Source organism: Methylovirgula sp. (assembly GCF_037200945.1).
Lineage (GTDB): Bacteria > Pseudomonadota > Alphaproteobacteria > Rhizobiales > Beijerinckiaceae > Methylovirgula.
Genome location: NZ_JBBCGP010000001.1, coordinates 352,486 through 370,235, shown reverse-complemented (window position 1 = coordinate 370,235; position 17,750 = coordinate 352,486). Strand labels below are relative to the sequence as shown.

Annotated in this window: 12 protein-coding genes; 4 read left to right on the top strand and 8 right to left on the bottom strand. The window is 59.2% G+C overall.

Features of this window, described 5'->3' with window-relative positions; all coding sequences use genetic code 11:
* Window positions 1-20 precede the first annotated feature (20 nt).
* The gene (locus WDN02_RS01725; RefSeq protein WP_337291868.1) at window positions 21-2,402 is read right to left on the bottom strand and encodes a PAS domain S-box protein; all 2,382 of its coding nucleotides are present in this window, start codon (window positions 2,400-2,402) and stop codon (window positions 21-23) included.
* Between the two features lie 409 nt (window positions 2,403-2,811).
* Here WDN02_RS01725 and WDN02_RS01720 point away from each other — a divergent pair, with 409 nt between their 5' ends.
* Together WDN02_RS01720 and pyc are read left to right on the top strand one after the other, a co-directional pair.
* Entirely contained in the window at window positions 2,812-3,138 is a 327-nt protein-coding gene (locus WDN02_RS01720; protein ID WP_337291867.1) for a hypothetical protein, read from the top strand.
* Window positions 3,139-3,426: 288 nt separating this feature from the next.
* Window positions 3,427-6,888, top strand: coding sequence for a pyruvate carboxylase (pyc, locus tag WDN02_RS01715; RefSeq protein WP_337291866.1), 3,462 nt, complete (start codon window positions 3,427-3,429; stop codon window positions 6,886-6,888).
* Here pyc and WDN02_RS01710 read toward each other — a convergent pair.
* The 6 genes from WDN02_RS01710 to WDN02_RS01685 form a co-directional block, all read right to left on the bottom strand.
* A complete protein-coding gene (locus WDN02_RS01710) occupies window positions 6,846-8,411 on the bottom strand; it encodes a DHA2 family efflux MFS transporter permease subunit (RefSeq protein WP_337291865.1) in 1,566 nt (521 codons plus the stop codon). The two genes, pyc and WDN02_RS01710, sit on opposite strands and share 43 nt — an antisense overlap.
* Window positions 8,412-8,571: 160 nt before the next feature.
* Entirely contained in the window at window positions 8,572-10,863 is a 2,292-nt protein-coding gene (locus WDN02_RS01705) for a TonB-dependent receptor (protein ID WP_337291864.1), read from the bottom strand.
* Window positions 10,864-11,147: 284 nt separating this feature from the next.
* Complete coding sequence (locus WDN02_RS01700) at window positions 11,148-12,272, bottom strand: FAD-dependent monooxygenase (RefSeq protein WP_337291863.1); 1,125 nt, start codon at window positions 12,270-12,272, stop codon at window positions 11,148-11,150.
* Window positions 12,269-12,991: a methyltransferase domain-containing protein gene (locus tag WDN02_RS01695; RefSeq protein ID WP_337291862.1), complete on the bottom strand. Its 723-nt coding sequence runs from the start codon at window positions 12,989-12,991 to the stop codon at window positions 12,269-12,271. Before WDN02_RS01695 ends, WDN02_RS01700 begins: the two co-directional genes overlap by 4 nt.
* The gene (locus WDN02_RS01690; protein WP_337291861.1) at window positions 12,991-14,064 is read right to left on the bottom strand and encodes a type III polyketide synthase; all 1,074 of its coding nucleotides are present in this window, start codon (window positions 14,062-14,064) and stop codon (window positions 12,991-12,993) included. The genes WDN02_RS01695 and WDN02_RS01690 overlap by 1 nt, the downstream gene beginning before the upstream one ends.
* A gap of 29 nt (window positions 14,065-14,093) precedes the next feature.
* Window positions 14,094-14,516 (bottom strand): hypothetical protein, encoded by a 423-nt coding sequence (locus tag WDN02_RS01685; RefSeq protein ID WP_337291860.1) that lies wholly within the window; start codon window positions 14,514-14,516, stop codon window positions 14,094-14,096.
* Between the two features lie 199 nt (window positions 14,517-14,715).
* Between WDN02_RS01685 and WDN02_RS01680 the strand changes: the two genes are divergently transcribed.
* Together WDN02_RS01680 and WDN02_RS01675 are read left to right on the top strand one after the other, a co-directional pair.
* On the top strand, window positions 14,716-15,408 hold the full coding sequence (locus WDN02_RS01680) for a response regulator transcription factor (RefSeq protein WP_337291859.1): 693 nt from the start codon (window positions 14,716-14,718) through the stop codon (window positions 15,406-15,408).
* On the top strand, window positions 15,395-16,801 hold the full coding sequence (locus tag WDN02_RS01675) for a HAMP domain-containing sensor histidine kinase (RefSeq protein ID WP_337291858.1): 1,407 nt from the start codon (window positions 15,395-15,397) through the stop codon (window positions 16,799-16,801). Before WDN02_RS01680 ends, WDN02_RS01675 begins: the two co-directional genes overlap by 14 nt.
* 13 nt (window positions 16,802-16,814) lie before the next feature.
* Here WDN02_RS01675 and WDN02_RS01670 read toward each other — a convergent pair whose 3' ends face one another.
* Window positions 16,815-17,651 carry a uroporphyrinogen-III synthase gene (locus WDN02_RS01670; RefSeq protein ID WP_337291857.1) on the bottom strand — a complete coding sequence of 279 codons (837 nt, stop codon included), beginning with the start codon at window positions 17,649-17,651 and terminating at the stop codon, window positions 16,815-16,817.
* Window positions 17,652-17,750: the final 99 nt, after the last annotated feature.

Below are 17,750 nucleotides of genomic sequence, written 5' to 3'. Positions count from 1 at the left end.
TTCGACGCTGATCCTCGACTTCAACTCTCAGGCTTCGCGCTTTTACGCGGCTGACCCAAACGGATAACGTTCGTCGGGCCTTGCGGTGAGGCCTCGGACTGGATACGGGCGATGACGCGCGCGAGGTCGGTGGCACTGAAGGGCTTGCGCAATACAATAAACTCATCGCGCGCTTCCTCTGAGCGATTGTTGTAGCCGGTGATGAGGATCATCGGCAAATTCGGATATTTCTCGCGAACCGTCCGCCCGAGGTCCACGCCGTCGATCGAGCCCGCCATGACGATGTCGCTGACGACAACCGAAATGTCCTGCTTTGCGAGGACTTCAAGGGCGAGTTGCGCGTTGCCAGCGATCTGAACCGAAAATCCCAGGTCTTCGATCAGTGAAGCCGTTGCCTCGGCCACGTCCGGATTGTCTTCGACGAGAAGCAATGTTCCGGTAGAGGCCAAATTCTGCGTGATATTCTCATCGCTTTCGCCGCCTCCGGACTTGCTGCGCGGGAGGTAGAGCGTGAAAACAGTTCCCTGCCGCAGTTCGCTCGTGACCGAAATTGCGCCGCCGGATTGGTGCGCGAAGCCTTGCACCTGCGCCAAGCCGAGACCAGTTCCGTTACCCGGACCTTTGGTCGTGAAAAACGGATCGAAAATTTTCTCAAGGACGTCTTGGGGGATCCCGCAGCCAGTATCCGCCACGCTAAGCGCAACGAAGTCACCAGTCAGTTGTTCCGGGGAACTTTTTCCATCCAGCTGCACATTCGCCGCAGAGATTTTAATCTCTCCGCCGTTCGGCGTCGCATCACGGGCATTCAGGACAAGATTGACCAGGGCAAGCTCGAATTCATCGGCATCGATCCGAACAGGCCACACATCCGACAGCAGGCCGAAGACCAGCCTGTAAGACGGCCCCATCGAGCTCTCGACCAACGTCCGCACGGAAGCGAGGCGGGCGGCGATTTCAACAGGGATGGGATTGAGCGTCTGCCGGCGCGAAAAGGTGAGAAGCTGTCGGGTCAGAGACTGACCGCGCCCTGCCGCTGCCTCGATGGCATCTAGCGAACGTTGGCCTTTGGTGTCTTCAGCGGGTACGAACTTTCGAAGCTGACGGATGTGGCCGCTCACGATCATCAGCAAATTGTTGAAATCGTGCGCGACGCCCCCGGTGAGCTGACCGAGCGCTTCCATCTTCTGTGCGCGGTTACGTTCAAATTGCGCTTTCTCGATCGCGAGCTCGTTTTCGCGCCGCTCTGTGACGTCGCGTGTGAGCTTGGCAAAGCCGATGAGAACGCCAGCTTCGTCGCGGATCGCGTCGATAACGACGCTGGCCCAGAAGCGCGAACCATCTTTTCGCAGCCGCCAGCCTTCAGCTTCGAAACGCCCTTCCTGTCCAGCCGTATGCAGGGCGCGCGCCGGGACGCCGGCCGAACGCTCAATTTCCGTATAGAACCGGGAGAAATGGCAACCGATGATTTCCTCGGAAGAATAGCCCTTGATGCGTTGCGCGCCTTTATTCCAGCTCGTGACGATGCCGTTGGGATCGAGCATAAAAAGCGCATAATCCGTCACGCCTTCGACGAGGAGTCGAAACTGGCGTTCACTCTCCCGCAATATATCTTGCGCCACCTTCCGCTCAGTGATGTCGCGTGTGATTTTTGCGAAGCCAATAAGCCGCCCCGCGTTGTCCTTGATTGCATCCATCACGACCGAAGCCCAGAAGCGGCTCCCGTCTTTCCTGTGACGCCAGCCTTCCGACTCGTAGCGACCGATGCGGGCGGCGGTTTCGAGCACATGGACGGGGAGTCCCGACATGCGCTCTTCCTTCGAATAAAATTGGGAAAAGTGCTGGCCGATAATTTCGCTGGCCGAGTAGCCTTTCATGCGTTCCGCGCCGGTATTCCAATTGGTGATGATGCCGTTCGGGTCCAGCATATAAATCGCGTAGTCGGACACGCCGTCCACGAGCAAACGGAAACGGCGCTCACTTTCGAGTAGAGCTTCCTGTGCGGCTTTCCGCTCGGTTACGTCGCGGGTGATTTTCACGAAGCCGATCGGCTCGCCGGCATCGTTACGAATGGTGTCGACGATCGCATTCGCCCAAAACCGTGCGCCGTCCTTGCGAATACGCCAGCCTTCCGCCTCGTAACGACCGTGTCTAGCGGCCTCGCGCAGGATCAGCGATGGCAAACTGTTGGCTTGGTCCTCGGGCGTAAAGAACCGAGAAAAATGCAGCCCGATAACTTCCGATTGGGAGTAACCCTTGATCCGTTCAGCCCCCGGATTCCAGGTGCGGACGAAGCCGTTCTCGTCGAGCATAAAGATGGCGTAATCGGTGATGGCCTCGATAAGAAGCGCAAATCGCCCCGCTTCAGCCAGATCGATAACGCTTTTGTGTTCGCCGATGGGCAAATTTATGTTCCCGATGTTTAAATAGTTTATAGCGATCGGATGGTCGCTTTCCTAAACGTAGCTCACCTTAAAATCCCGCGTTACTCTCAATAACCGCGAGCGATAACTTGAGTTCCATAAGAAATTTAGCATTTAGAGAACCAGGCCGGAGTGGGCTCGCCTTCAAACTTGCACCGCCCACCGGTGACGGTGACGACCCGGCAGAACTTCTTCCCTTCAGCCCACCGCTTCACGAACGGGAGGATTTGCCCTTCCGTGTCGAACTTTGGGATGCGGCCAAGCTTTCGGTCGAGCAAGTCCTGGCGGTTACTGCCAATGGCAGTATCGGCTATGCCGCCTATTTCGGTGCGACCCGAGAATATCCGACGCGCTATATTACACTGCGCCATAAGCATAGAATCTTATCCAGTTGGAACGGGCCGGGGCATTAACTCGATTTATGATTGTTCGCTTCTCCGCTCGGGTGGACGGGTTACGGAAAATGACCGATCGCGAACAAGCCGATGCGAAGCCGATCGAAGCGCCAGTGAGCGGCGAACTGAATGAAGCCGAAGATCTGCCCTATCGCGTCACGCTATGGCTTGAAGAAAACGAGCCTATCGGGAAGGTCCTCGCACGCGCGGCGAGCATTGTGCTGGCACGCGCGATTTATGTCGCGGCCCTCACCGAAAATCCCGGCCGCCGCATTACCTTGAATCGCGGACTGGAGACCATCAGCGATTCTCGGGAGCAATGAGGCCATCGGAGCTTCGAGTAGGTTCCGTCGGATATTAAACAGCTAATAAATGCGGCCTTTGAGCCCGGGGATATCGCCAGCGGCCGGTTTCCTCGCTTCCGATTCGGCGAATATGGTCGCCGGGCCTTTCTTCTGTGAGCGTCGTGGTCTTGTGTGCGGCGATTTAGGGGAGTTTGAGGAAACGGTCCCTCAGCGTAAAGTTCAGGTCCGGCTCGGAGGCTAAGCTTCCGATCGGCAACGTGGCCTTCGGTCTTGCGTTGGGAAATTTCTCTCCCGGGGGCCTGAACTTTGAGCGTCAAGCGGATTTTGGTCGCCAATCGCGGCGAGATCGCCATTCGGGTTTTCCGCGCCGCGACCGAAATGGGAATCGCGACGGTCGCGATTTATACCGAGGAAGACAAGCTCTCCCTGCATCGTTTCAAGGCCGACGAAGCCTACCAGGTCGGTCGCGGCCGCGGCGGCGAGCTTCGACTCGGCCCCTTGGAATCCTACCTTTCGATTGAAGAGGTGCTGCGGGTCGCAGTGACGGCGAAGGTCGATGCGATCCATCCGGGCTATGGGTTCCTTTCGGAAAGTCCGGAGTTCGCCGAAGCCTGTGCGGCGAAAGGCATCGTCTTCATCGGGCCATCGCCAGAAACGATGCGGACGCTCGGCAACAAGGTCGCAGCGCGCAATCTCGCGGTCTTCGTTGGCGTGCCGGTGATGCCAGCGACGGCGCCACTGCCGGACGATGAGGCCGAAATTCGCCGCCTCGCGTCGGAGGTCGGCTATCCGCTCATGCTGAAAGCGTCATGGGGCGGCGGTGGGCGCGGGATGCGGCCCATCGAGAGCGAAGATGGCCTGATTGACGCTGTGAAGAGTGCCAAGCGCGAGGCGAAATCTGCGTTCGGCAAGGACGAAGTTTACCTCGAAAAGCTGGTGCGCCATGCGCGGCACGTCGAAGTGCAGCTTTTGGGCGACAAGCATGGGCAGCGGGTTCATCTCTTCGAGCGCGATTGTTCGATCCAGCGCCGCCATCAGAAAGTCGTCGAGCGCGCGCCGGCGCCCTATCTCGACGCCGCCACGCGCGAGGCCCTCTGCAAGGCCGCACTCAGGATCGGCGACGCCACGAATTATGTCGGCGCGGGTACGGTGGAATTCCTGCTCGATGCAGATACAGGGAAGTTCTATTTCATCGAGGTCAACCCACGCATTCAGGTCGAACATACCGTCACGGAGCAGGTGACAGGGCTCGACATCGTCAAGGCGCAGATCAAAATCCTCGAAGGTGGCCGTCTGGGGCATATCGATGAGACAGGCATTCCACCGCAGGATCAGATCCGGCTTGAAGGGCACGCTTTGCAATGCCGGATCACGACCGAAAATCCCGACAATAATTTCATTCCAGATTATGGCCGCATCACCGCGTATCGTGGCGCTTTCGGCTTTGGCATCCGGGTTGATGGGGGCACGGCCTATTCCGGTGCAGTTGTCACGCGCTATTACGATGCGCTGCTCGAGAAAGTGACGGCGTGGGCGCCGAGCGAAGCCGAAGTCATCCAGCGGATGGAACGGGCGCTGCGCGAATATCGCATCCGCGGCGTTGCCACCAATCTCGCCTTTCTCGAAGCGGTGCTCAACCATCCGAAGTTTCGCGACGGCAGCTATACGACGCGTTTCATCGACGACACGCCGGAGCTTTTTGCGACGAAGAAGCGCCGCGACCGTGCGACCAAACTCCTCACCTATATCGGCGATGTCACCGTCAATGGTCACCCCGATACACGCAATCGGCCGAAGCCGCCGGCCTATGCGCGGCAGGCCGATGTCCCGCAATTTCCGTCGAGGCTCGCGCCTGAGGGGAGCCGCGATGCGTTTCTGCGATTGGGACCGAAAAATTTCGCCAAATGGATGAAAGCACAGCCGCAGGTTCTCATCACCGACACGACGATGCGCGACGCGCACCAGTCGCTGCTTGCGACGCGCATGCGCACCTATGACATCGCCGCCGTCGCTGGAGCTTACGCCCAGGGTCTACCGGAGCTTTTCTCGCTCGAATGCTGGGGCGGCGCGACGTTCGATGTCGCCATGCGCTTTTTAAGTGAAGACCCTTGGGAGCGGTTGCAGAAGATTCAGCAGGCCGCGCCCAGCATTCTGACGCAGATGCTGCTGCGTGGTGCCAATGGTGTCGGCTACACCAATTATCCGGATAATGTCGTTCGTTATTTCGTACGCGAAGCAGCGCGCGCGGGGATGGATCTCTTCCGCATTTTCGATTGCCTCAACTGGGTCGAGAACATGCGTGTCGCGATCGATGCCGTGGCGATAGAAGGCAAGCTTGTCGAAGGCGCGATCTGCTATACCGGGGACATTCTCGATCCCGATAGGGCGAAATATTCGCTCGCCTATTACGTGAAGCTGGCGAAGGAACTCGAAGCCGCCGGCTGCCATATCCTCGGCATTAAGGACATGGCCGGCCTGCTCAAGCCGGCTGCGGCGCGCGTGCTGATCTCGACGCTCAAGAATGAGACTGACCTGCCGCTGCATCTCCATACGCACGATACCTCCGGCATATCGGGCGCGACGGTACTGGCCGCGGTCATCGCTGGCGTCGATGCGGTCGATGCGGCGATGGATGCGCTCTCGGGCGCGACATCGCAGCCCTGTCTCGGCTCGCTTGTTGAGGCGCTGCGACATACTGAGCGCGACACGGGGCTCGACCCCGCAGCGATCCGGCGGATCAGTTTCTATTGGGAGAATGTGCGCCGCTATTACGCCGCCTTCGAGAGCGATCAGCATCACGGCGCGTCTGAAGTTTATCTGCACGAGATGCCGGGCGGCCAGTTCACCAACCTTAAGGAGCAGGCGCGCGCTCTGGGTCTCGATGCGCGCTGGCACGAAGTCGCGGAGACCTATCGCGTCGTCAACGATATGTTCGGCGACATCGTGAAGGTGACGCCGTCGTCGAAAGTCGTCGGTGACATGGCGCTGATGATGGTGAGCCAGAACCTGACCCGCGCCGATGTGGAGGCGCCGCATCGCGAGATCGCATTTCCGGCTTCGGTCGTTGACATGCTGCATGGCGATCTTGGCCAACCACCGGGCGGCTGGCCAGCCGCTTTGCAGAAGAAGGCATTGAATAATGAGCCGCCGATCAATGTGCGGCCGGGTTCGCTGCTGAAGGACCTCGACTTTGCCGCTGAGCGGGCAAATGCCGAGAAGGCCTGCGGACGGCAGATTGATGATCAGGAATTCGCCTCCTACCTCATGTATCCTAAAGTCTTTGTCGAATTCGCCGCCGGGCAACGCAAATACGGCCCGGTCGCCGTGTTGCCGACGCTGACCTTCTTCTACGGGATGAAGCTCGAAGACGAACTTTCGATTGAAATCGAAGACGGAAAGAGCTTGGTCGTGCGTCTCGTCGCGCTTGGCGAAACTGATGATGAAGGGCAAGTGCAAGTTTTCTTTGAGCTGAACGGCCAGCCACGCACGATCAAGGTTCCAAATCGCAGCGCGGTCGCGACGCGCCCGGCGCGTCGGAAGGCGGAAGACGGCAACGACAATCAGGTTGCCGCGCCGATGCCTGGCCTCATCTCGATGGTATCCGTCAAAGCGGGGCAGGCTATCAAAACCGGCGACGTCTTGCTCACCATCGAGGCAATGAAGATGGAGACGGTGCTTCATGCCGCGAAGGACGCGACCGTCCAGGAAATCCTGATCGCCGCCGGTCAGTCCGTCGATGCGAAGGATTTGCTCATCGTTCTTGCGTGACCCTCGCTAGATGGGCGTGCGAGGACCAGCGCGGCGGTGACGGCCAGCGTCAGGATCGCGAGCGCGAACCAGGCGTCATTGATTGAATCGGCGAAGGCGACTTTTTTCAAAAGTTCAGCCATCGCCGCGCGCTTGCCGGGATCAACAGCGGCCTGCATCAATGCGCCATGCGTCACCCCGAGGGTCGAGAGCGTGCCGGGATCGCCGGATACAAGACCATTGAAAAGATTCTGTGCGTGTTCGGGTGAACGGGTGAATATGATCGAGTCGATGATGGCGATACCGACCGCGCCACCGAGGTTGCGCATCAGGTTGAACAACCCGCTGGCATCCGGAATTGCTGCGGGAGAAAGATTGCCGAGCGCCAGTTCTGTGGGTGGCAGAACGCAGAACATGAAGGCGCAGCCACGAACGAGCTGCCCGGCAAACATTCCGGCGAAATCCGTGCTCTGCGTCTGGTTGGCGCTTAAGGCTGCGCCAAGCGTCAGCACGAGAAAGCCAAAAGCACTAAGAAATCGCACATCGAAGCGCCGCACGAGCATTGCGACAATCGGCGCGCAGGCGATCTGCGCGACGCCGGTGACAAGCATGATCTCGCCGATCTGCAACGCGTTATGGCCGCGCACATAGGCGAGAAAGACGGGCATGAGATAGATCGAGCCATAAAGCCCTATGCCGACAACGAAGCTGAGCGCGCAGCCGACCGAGAAGTTGCGATTACCGAATGTTCTGATCTCAACCAATGGATTAGTTGCGCGCAATGTCCGCCGGATGAAAATTGCCGTTGCGACGATGCAAAAGACGAAAAGACCGATGACCCACGGCGAGAGCCACCCGTGGTCCGGCGCTTCTTTGATGGCAATCTCCAATGCGGCGAGTGCTCCTGCACCAAATAGCAGTGAGATCACATCGAGGTCTTTGAGCTGATCGAGTCGCAGGGTTGCGCGGGGCAGGAGGTAGATTCCGGCAATCGCGACCACGACGCCGGGGATGACATTGATGAGGAAAAGCCACGGCCAGCTATAGGTCTGCGTTACCCAGCCGCCGACAAGCGGGCCGATGGTCGGTGCGAGAACGGCGAGAACGCTCGCGATCATCGTCGCCAAAGTTTGCCGGTGGAGTGGAAAGAGCAGAAAAACCGCGGAGAAGACCGCAGGGATCAGCGTTCCGCCGGCAAATCCCTGGCAGATGCGCCAGAGGATCAGCGAGGAGAAGCCCGCGCTGTTGGCGCAGCCGATGGAAGCCAGTGTGAAAAACGAAACCGATACGATGAACAGCCACCGGATGCCGAAAGCGCGCGTCAAAAGCCCAGTCAACGGGATCGAGATGATTTCCGAGATCAGATAAGCGGTCTGGATCCAGCTCATCTGATCTTCCGGGATACCCAGCGCGCGCTGGATGGTCGGAAGCGACGTCACAACCACCTGAGTGTCGAGCAACGCCATGAACATGCCGACGCACATCATGGCGAAGCCGCCCCAGAGCGCGATGCTTCGGCGACTATCGTCAATCGCAAGCGTCATGAAAACTCCGGCATGAATACCGCCGCGGACATGGTTGGCCATCTCCGCGGCGAGCATCCGGAAATTTAGACAGGTCCGTGCATGCAAAAAATTGAATTATGAGTCAGAGACTGTCTTATTTGTCAGGATTCTCCACGGTGCTTCATTTTCAGCGCTGACACTAAAATTTGACGTCGCCCTTGACGTAGAACGTGCGCGGATCGCCGACAAACGCCCCGGCCCCGTTGGCAGCGGTGAAATAAACCGCATCCGCAATGTTCTTGATACCGGCGCCAAGGTCCCATTTCGGCTGCGAATAAGTAACGTTCGCATCGAAGATCACATAGGAGGGGACTTCATCCGTGTTGAGCTGGTCGCCGAAAATCTTGCCGCGATATTCGACACCAAAACCCGTCGTGACGTCTGGAAGCCGCAACTGTCGAAGATTGTAGGTCGTCCAAAGATTGGCGATCTGCAACGGCACACCAATCGGCACGCGGCCGACGGCCGTGGGATTTGACGGATTCGCGGTCAGAACGGCCTGCTGCAACGTACCGTTGGCAATGATTTTCCAATCCGGCGTGACAGAAAATTGCAGGTCGGCATCGACGCCGCGGGTGTATTGGCTGCTGAAATTTGCTTCATCGTTGACAAGGGTGAAGACATTCTGTCGATCGACATTGAATCCAGAAAGCGTGAGCTCTAATCGATTGTCGAGTACATCGACCTTGACACCGGCCTCATATTGCAGGGCCGCTTCAGGTGCCTGAACCGACGCCGCAGGTGCCTCTGCGCTGAAATTCGCCAAATGGCTTTTCGACACGCCGAAATAGGGCGAAAGGAACGGCGTCAGCTTATAAAGCGCGCCGGCGCTCCAATCGAACGGCTGATCGTTGCGGGTAAACGTTTCGCCGGCGAGGAAGGGCTGATTAGGCCCGAAGGGTGGTTGGTTTGGCACCGTGACGTCCGGGGTCAAGGATGAGTTCCACCAATTCTGCCGGGCGCTGAAGCGCAGTTTCAGCTTGTCAGTCGCGTCGATCTGGTCGGTCGCGTAAAGTCCGAAATAATTCGCCATCACGCTGTCGATCAGGCCGCGTGATCCTGAGCGTGTAAAATTGAGATTGCCGGCAGATGTCTCCGGAATGATCGGCGAGAAAATATCCGTGATGTTCGGAAGCGCCGCGACGGCCTGATTCGTAAACAATGTTTGATGTTGCGCCTCGAATCCTGTCACTAAAGTATGCTCGGCTCCCCATGTGCCGAACTTCCAGACCGGCTCCAGCATATAATCAAAATCATTGATCGTGTCGTACTGCTGCCGGATGGCGCGGCCGGTGAACATATCGCCAATGACCGTGCCGCTGTCGTTGTTGCGCAGGAAACTCGCGTCGCGTCGCAGATAGGAGAAGCGGTTGTTCAAAGTGAGAAACTTGTTGATCGTCCACGCGTCGCTCAGATCGGTTCTCAAATAATCCTGGTCGACGTAACCGAACGGCGTCGAATATTTCGTATCGCGCGAGACGTCGATCGGGCTGCCGTGGAAATAGATCAGGCCATAGGTGTCGGGCGTCCCGATGATATGCCGCGCATCGACGGAAAATGTGATGAAATGGTCGCCGAGATTCCAGGTCAGCTCCGGTCTGATTTCGTAATCGTCGCTCTTGAGACCTCTGAAACCGTCGGAATGCGCCACCGTCGCATCGACGCGATAATTGAGGCCGTTCACCAGCGTTGGCCCGGTCAGCCAATAGTTCGAGTTGATCGTATTGAATGATCCATATTGGGCGCCCACGCCGCCGGAGAAAGTGGATGAAGGCAGGTAATGCGTGATGTTGATCGATCCGCCGGGTGGCCCGCTGCCGAGGAGCGCCGAGCCGGGCCCCTTCAGCACTTCGATGCTTTGCACGCCGTTGAGAGAATGCGGCAGGCCGTTGACCTGCTCGCCATCGGAGAAACCGTCCTCATAAATCCGCGCGTCGAGACCGCGGATCAGAAACCGGTCGAAGCCGCCGATCGAATCCGGTCCGCCGGTGCTCGTGCCGCTCACGTCGCGCAGCGCGTCCTTGACGTCCGTACCCCCCTGCTGCGTGACGAGCTGGTTCGGCACGACTATGACGCTCAGGGGCAAATCCGAGACCTTCGTCCCGGTCAGCCCGACTTGTGGCACCTGTTGGAGGGGCGGGGTCGATTGGATGTTGTCCCCTCCGGACTGCGCGGTCACGTCGATCTGGGGTAGGGCTTCCGTCCCGCCGGTGCTCGCCTGTTGCGCGCGGGCGGCGTTGAATTCGAATGTCGATCCGATCAGCGCGCCGAGGAAAATCGGGGCGACGATGAACGTGCGTCCACCTATCTTATGTTGCCGCGGAGGACGCGTTTCAGGAAAGTGACGGGCCGGCCGCGCAATGTATATCTGAGATAGTCTCGAGATAGTCTCGTAAAGTTCGCCGTAATACCGCGCCAATACACAGGTCATGTCCTTGCAGCCCTTCCAAAAAATTCGAGCACCAACGCCACGGCGTGGTGAGCATTGGGCTGATAATTTTGAAATACATGAACGGTCAATCGAAGTAGTCTGTAATACTTATAAGACTGACTTTCATGTCAGGTTTTGAATGACTTAAATCTTGCACGGAAGCTTTGCTTAATCAGCAGGCAAGCAAGAATTTGAGCGTGGATTCGGCACGCCCGGAGAATCGAATTCTGCGATGTGACTTTGAAATAAACGTCTGCGCCGTTGCGCGGCGGTAACACGCGGGCTCAGACAGGGCCGGCGCGCGCCTCGTCAACACGGTTTTGCGGAAGACGCGTCGCGCGAGCAACGACGCGCAGCAATAATGGCAACCGTTCGAGGGCTGCCATGCCGGCTTTTTGGCCGAGCGGCTGCAACAGCATTTGCGAAAGCAAGGTTGCGCGCTGCACCTGTGGCGCGACGTCTTGCGCAAGGCGCGCCTGGAAGCTTCGTGCGTCATGGCCTTGCGAAAAATATTGCGCGGCAAGCCGCGCTGAATGGAGCGCGATCGACATGCCGTCGCCGGAAAATGACGGCGTGCAGGCTGCCTGGTCGCCAAGCCGCCAGAGCCCATCCGTGCGACGCTGCACGAAGCCATAGGGGATGGCGCTGATCGCCAATGGTCGTGGCCAGCATGGCTGTGCGCCATCGAGACGCCGTCGCAGATGCGGGCAGCTTTTCAGCAGCGACGCGAACAGGGTTGGCCAGCTTTGTCCGCAGGCAAACGTTTGTCTGCGAACCACAAGGCAAAGATTGGCGACATCGTTCTCGACCCCTTCAAGTCCGGCATATCCGCCTGGAAAAAGAAACAGTTCGACCGCGCCCCGCAGGGACTGCATCTGCGAGACGGCAAGCCGCCAGTGCAATTTGAATCCAATGAGATCGTTTTGCGATCCGGGCGGCCGCTTCCAACCGCGCAGATCATGTTTGCCCGTTGCAAGGAATATTTCGGAGGCTGAAACGCTTGTTCCATCATCGAGCGAGGCGCGCCAACGATGTCCGTCTTGCTCGACCCCGAGCGCCTTGCGTCCACGCAACACCCGAGCACCGCAACGCGCCGCTCTGTTGAGCAGAGCCTCGTCCAGGGCATAGCGCGAAAGGCTTCGCGCCGAAAACGGCAGATATGCCGTGGCCTGCCTCTCGCCCGCGAATATGCCAACGCGATCAATTGAAACCGCGCCCAAGGCGTCGAGATCGATGCCAAGATCGCGCAGATAGAGCATGGCTTCGGCGCTGATGAACTCGCCACAGACCTTGTGTTGTGCCCGCGTTTCACGCTCGACGAGGGTAACGGCGCGTCCAGCGTTGGCGAAGCTCACCGCAAGCCCCGCGCCCGCGAGGCCGCCGCCGATGACCAGGGCGGGAGTGCTCATTTCGGCTTGATTTGCGACACGCAGAGCCGGAATGGCACATAGGCTTTGACGCGGGCGCCCGAGATATCCGCGGCGCCAAGAAGATGTTGCCAATCGGCGGCGCTGAAAGCGCGGGCAATTGAGACAGGTCCGTCGTGCTGGACGAAATGATGAAACCGCAGTGCATGGGAGGCGTGTTTGAAAGCATGATAGGCGAGAGGATGGCGCTGGAGATCGTTGACGAACCAGCCGATCCGTGTGTTCGCCTCCATCCAGCGCAGGAATTTCACGATGGCCTCGTTGTCGAGGTGATGCGTGAAGAGCGAGGAGATGACAATATCAATGGGCGCTGCCGGCCGATAATCGAAAATATTCGCGGTGATAAAGCGAAGGCGTGGATTTTCCTGCGTCAATTGCGCGGCGGTCTTCGCCGACCACGGGTTAAGGTCGATGCCGACGAGATCGAACTTATAACCCTCTGTTGTGGCCCAGAGGTCGATCCGGCGTAACATATCGCCGGAGCCGCTGCCTACATCGACGACGTTTACGGTGCGGTGACGTTGTAAAGCACCGCTCGCCGCGAGCCGTTTGAAGAACGACAGCGTTGGGCGATAGGCAAGCGTCAGCCGGTTGACCTTGGTGAGATCCACCAGACATTCCCGGAAGGTCGCAAAGTCCGTGTCCTCGGCGTCCATCATCTCGGACAATTGATTGCGTCGCGAGAAGTCGAGCGCCATCATCACGCTGCCATCCGGAACAGCATGGTTTCGGCCGTGAGGCCGGGACCAAACGCCAGCGCGCAGCCGCTGGCGCCGCGCTTGGTTTTGTCTCGCATGAGCCGCTCCAGCACGAACAAAATCGTCGCCGAAGACATATTGCCGTAATCGCGCAACACCGCGCGGGAGGCGGCAAGCGCCGAATCTTCCAGCTCGAACGCGCCTTCGACCGCATCAAGGATCGAACGGCCGCCGGGATGGACAGCCCAGATGTCGATCGCATCCATCGGCTTGCCACCGAGCACGCGCGCCGAGCTCTCGCGCAGCGCGCCGGTGATGGTAGAGGGGACGCGGCCCGACAACACCATGTCGAACCCCGCGTCGCGGATATTCCAGGTGATCTGGTCGGCTGCTTTCTGCACGAGTTCCGCATGGAAACTATTGAGGGCGATGCCATCCGGTGCCGCACTGATCAGCGCAGCCGCACATCCGTCGCCAAACAGCAGAAAAGTCAGCAACCGGTCGAGATCCGCTGTTTCCTGGAAGTGCAATGTGCAGAGTTCGAGACAGACGACCAGTACATTGGCGGTCGGCGTCGAACGCACGATGTGGTGCGCGATTTTGAGTGCGTTCATAGCGGCATGGCATCCCATGAAACCGATGACGGTTCGCTCGACCGATGAATTCAGCCCACATCGTTCGAGCAGTTCGAGATCGACACCCGGCGCCGAAAAGCCGGTGCAGCTTGCGACAATGAGATGGGTGATGCTCTTCCGCTCGTTATCGTCGAGGCCGAGCCTTTCGACGGCGGCGGTCCCAAGCGCAGGCGCGGCAATCTCATAGCGCGCCATACGATCGGCCGTGGAGGGGAAATGTCCGGGCTTGTAGAAGCCCTCGCCGTCGAGGACCTCGACGCCGCCTCTCGGCGGCGCGAGGCATGACCAACGACGCTCGATCTGCGCCCGGTTCGCCATGCGCTCAAACAAAGCGCGCGACGTGGAGTTTTGCAGAGTCTGGCCCGCGAAGCGGACGAAGTTCGCATGCACTTCGTGCCCGGGAACAGCGGTCGCAACGCGGTTGATGTATGCTGTCGTCATTGGTCAGGTCCTAATCGAGAACGGCAAGGTCAATTGCAGACCCATGCCGGCGTCCAGCCCCAGCGCGTCCAGACCTGGCGATAGCAGGCATCGTCATAGCTGCTGTCGTAATAATCGCCGTCGTACCAGAAGGGATCGCCGAAAAAGAAACCGTTGCGGGCAAAGCCGCGACCACGGAAATGGCCGTGAGAGAAATGGCCATCATGAAATCCCGGACGGCCGACGGCCGCGAAACGCCCGCCGGCGTGACCGAAACCACCGCCAGCGAAGCCGCCATGGCCGAAGCCTTCGCCGCCGAAGCCTCCGCCGTGAAAGCCTCCGCCGCCAAATCCACCACCACCAAAACCACCGCCGTGGCCGCCACCGCCGCCGCCACCGCGCGCCCACGCACTTGGCGCGGAAACGGAAAGCGCTGCGGCTGCCATCAATGCCAATGCCGACTTGCGTAACATGGTGCTCGCTCCATCACTCAACCCACCCCAAGACCCTCGTGGGTGCCGTTGCCAGAGGCGACGACGCCGCAGGCCGGATCGTTAGGTCGCGATGCAAAATAGGCAAATGACTAATGATTCAATTTCTGACTCAGATGTCAGTTTGCGAGACGGTGACCTGTGCTAAAATCACTTTCACGAATTCGAGAGACCAGGAAGCATGACGGAGAACCGGCGTCGCATATTGATCATTGAAGATGATCGCGAGACTGCAGAACAGCTCGTGGAATTTGTTGAAACGAACGGCTACGAGGTTGACCTCGCGTTGAATGGCGAAGAAGGGTTCGAGCGTGGCCGCTCACCCGACTACGCTGTGATGGTTATTGACCGGATGTTGCCGAGCATCGACGGCATCGCGATCATTCGCCGCCTGCGCGAGATTGGCATCGTCACGCCGACATTGATCATCAGCGCTTTGGGTGAGGTCGACGATAAAGTACGTGGCTTGCGTGCCGGTGGCGACGATTATCTGGTCAAGCCTTTCGCCTTTACCGAATTGTTGGCGCGCGTGGATGCTCTCGCGCGGCGCAGCACGGCTGCCGCCAAGGATTTGGTGCTGCGTGTCGGTGATCTCACGCTCGATCTCGTATCGCGGAGTGTCACCCGTGCAGGGCGCGAAATCGAACTGCTGCCGCGCGAATTCCAGGTGCTCGAATATCTCGTCCGTAACGAGGGCCACGTTGTGCCTCGCGCGATGCTTTTGCAGCATGTGTGGGATCTGCATTTCGATCCGACGACGAACATCATCGACGTCTATGTCGGGCGCGTGCGCCGTAAGGTTGACAGTTTGCGCGACTATCCCTTGATCCATACAGTGCGCGGCGTAGGGTTTTGCGTTCGTGCTCCTAGCTAAGACATTTCGCTCGCGCACATTCCGGATCGCGTTGACGGCGATTGCCGGTTTCGGGACGATCGTTCTCTCCCTGCTCGGCTACATCTATTGGTCAACGACGTCTTACGTCGCGAGCCGCTCCGACCGAGCGATCGCGGCCGAGCAATCGCTTCTGCAGACGGCGTATGACCAGGGCGGCCGCCGCGCGCTGGAGGCGGCGATCAAGACGCGGATCGCGGAGAAGGCTTTCAATGGCGGCCTTTATCTGCTCGCGGATCAGAATTTCAAACCGGTTGCGGGCGATCTCGATAGCTGGCCGCATGAATTGAGCGGCGCGCCCGGCTTCGGAAACTTTGGTGCGCCGGGCACGGGCGGCCGCTCCAGCTACCGCGTTCTCGTGAGTACGTTGCCCGACAACTCGCATCTGCTCGTCGGGCGCAACGCGGAGGACCTTGAATCGTTCAAGCGGACGATCGACACTGCTTTGGCCTTCACGCTATTGCTGATTGCTGTGCTGGCTGGCGCCGTCAGCATTCTTGTTACGCGCCGGACAGTCGGCCGCATCGAATCGATCAATGCCACAAGTCGCGCCATCATGGAGCGGGGTCTTGCGGCGCGCATTAGATTGCGCGGTGTCAACGATGAATGGGACGAACTCGCGAGAAATCTTAACTCGATGCTGGATCGTATCGAGGCCTTGATGCGCGAAGTTCGCGAGGTGACTGACAATGTCGCGCATGATCTTCGCACGCCTCTCGCGCGGATAAGAGGCAGGCTTGAAAAGGCCTCGGGCAGCCCGCGCAGTGCGGAATCGGATCAGAAATTGATCGACGATATGATCGGCGACCTCGACGACGTTCTGCGAATCTTTTCATCGCTGATGCGAATCTCGCAGATTGAATCGGCAGCCCGCACGGAGGGATTCGCAGTGGTTGATCTGGCGGCGATCGCGCGCGACGTCGTCGAGCTTTTCGACGCGGCGGCCGAGGAGAAGCCGATCAAACTATCTGTGGCCGGAGATCCATGCGTTGTGGTCACCGGGGATCGAGATCTTCTCTTCGATGCCGTGGCCAATCTCGTCGATAACGCCATCAAATACGGGAAAAAGAACGGGTTGGTGAAGGTGACGGTGCGGGCGCTCGAACATGACGCGCTGATCGCCGTCGCCGACGATGGACCGGGCATCCCATCCGATGAGTTCGCGCACATTTTCAAGCGTTTCTACCGGCTTGAGCGCAGCCGCTGCACTGCGGGCAATGGGCTCGGTCTCAGCCTTGTTGCGGCCGTGGCGCATCTCCATCGGGCGCGGATTGATCTGAAAGATAACCAGCCGGGGTTGGCGTTCCGGTTGATGATTCCTAACGGCGACGCGGCCTTCGGCGAGAAGGTGGGCGACGGCAACGTGCAGGGCTAACTTGGCGTCCAGCCTAGCTTTCAATTTGCGATATTGCCCGGTCCGCATTCCAGGCGGCGATGGTGCGCAGCAGAGGCTTCATATGGAAGGCGGCTTCCGGTTGCACCATTTGGACGATGCCATGGCGGTGCAGGGCTTCTTCCACGACTGGGCCTATCGAGGCTACGCTGACGTGGGCGAACGCCTCTTTTAGCTTTCCTCCGAGCCCGGCTTTCTCCGCGACATCGAAGAGGCGCTCCACTTGCGGCGTGCTGGTAAAAGCGATGACATCGATGCGCCTCGCGGCCATCTCTTCGATTGCCCAGACGACCTGCGCCGTCTCGGCCTGCGACGCATAGCGATAGGGTGTGACCGGCGTCAGCACCGCACCGCGTCCTCGCAAAGTCGCGAGCAACGCGTTGGGGCCGTTGCCGGGATAAAGCTGAACGCCGATCGGCCGTCCGGCGATATCTTCAGGCGCCAGCGCTTCGGCCACGCCTCCCGAAGTCGGCGTCGTCGCCGCGAGCCCGGGCGCAAGGCCGATCTCGCGCAGCGCCCGTGCCGGCTTCGGTCCGCGCGTGATCGAGCGGACGTTGCCGAGCGCCGCGATAAAGGCCGTTTCGCGCTCCGTGCGCTGGGCGATCACCAACAGCCGCCGTAATCCTTCACCGGTTAGCCAAATGATGTCCTGAAAACCGCCCGCGATCAGGGCGTCGATCCACGCTTCGGCGTCGCGGCTGTCCTCGAGATCAAGGATTTGCACCAACGGACAGCGGATCGCAGTTCCGCCTTGCTCCTCGATCATGTTCACGAAAAGGTTAAGCTGGCGGCTCTCGGGAACGAGGATGCGAAGACCATCAAGATTGCCCATATCGTCTCTTCGATGCGCGGCGTGTGCCGCTCTTTCCATTCGGGTCAAGAGAGCCGCAATTTATTCCAGCGCGCAAGAGCGATAAACTTGAGCGATAAG

Bases quoted from the DNA above. Each gene is read 5' to 3' on its own strand.
- WDN02_RS01710 (WP_337291865.1), bottom strand. From the start codon at position 8,411: ATGACGCTTGCGATTGACGATAGTCGCCGAAGCATCGCGCTCTGGGGC.
- WDN02_RS01705 (WP_337291864.1), bottom strand. From the start codon at position 10,863: ATGACCTGTGTATTGGCGCGGTATTACGGCGAACTTTACGAGACTATC.
- WDN02_RS01700 (WP_337291863.1), bottom strand. From the start codon at position 12,272: ATGAGCACTCCCGCCCTGGTCATCGGCGGCGGCCTCGCGGGCGCGGGG.
- WDN02_RS01695 (WP_337291862.1), bottom strand. From the start codon at position 12,991: ATGATGGCGCTCGACTTCTCGCGACGCAATCAATTGTCCGAGATGATG.
- WDN02_RS01690 (WP_337291861.1), bottom strand. From the start codon at position 14,064: ATGACGACAGCATACATCAACCGCGTTGCGACCGCTGTTCCCGGGCAC.
- WDN02_RS01685 (WP_337291860.1), bottom strand. From the start codon at position 14,516: ATGTTACGCAAGTCGGCATTGGCATTGATGGCAGCCGCAGCGCTTTCC.
- WDN02_RS01680 (WP_337291859.1), top strand. From the start codon at position 14,716: ATGACGGAGAACCGGCGTCGCATATTGATCATTGAAGATGATCGCGAG.
- WDN02_RS01670 (WP_337291857.1), bottom strand. From the start codon at position 17,651: ATGGGCAATCTTGATGGTCTTCGCATCCTCGTTCCCGAGAGCCGCCAG.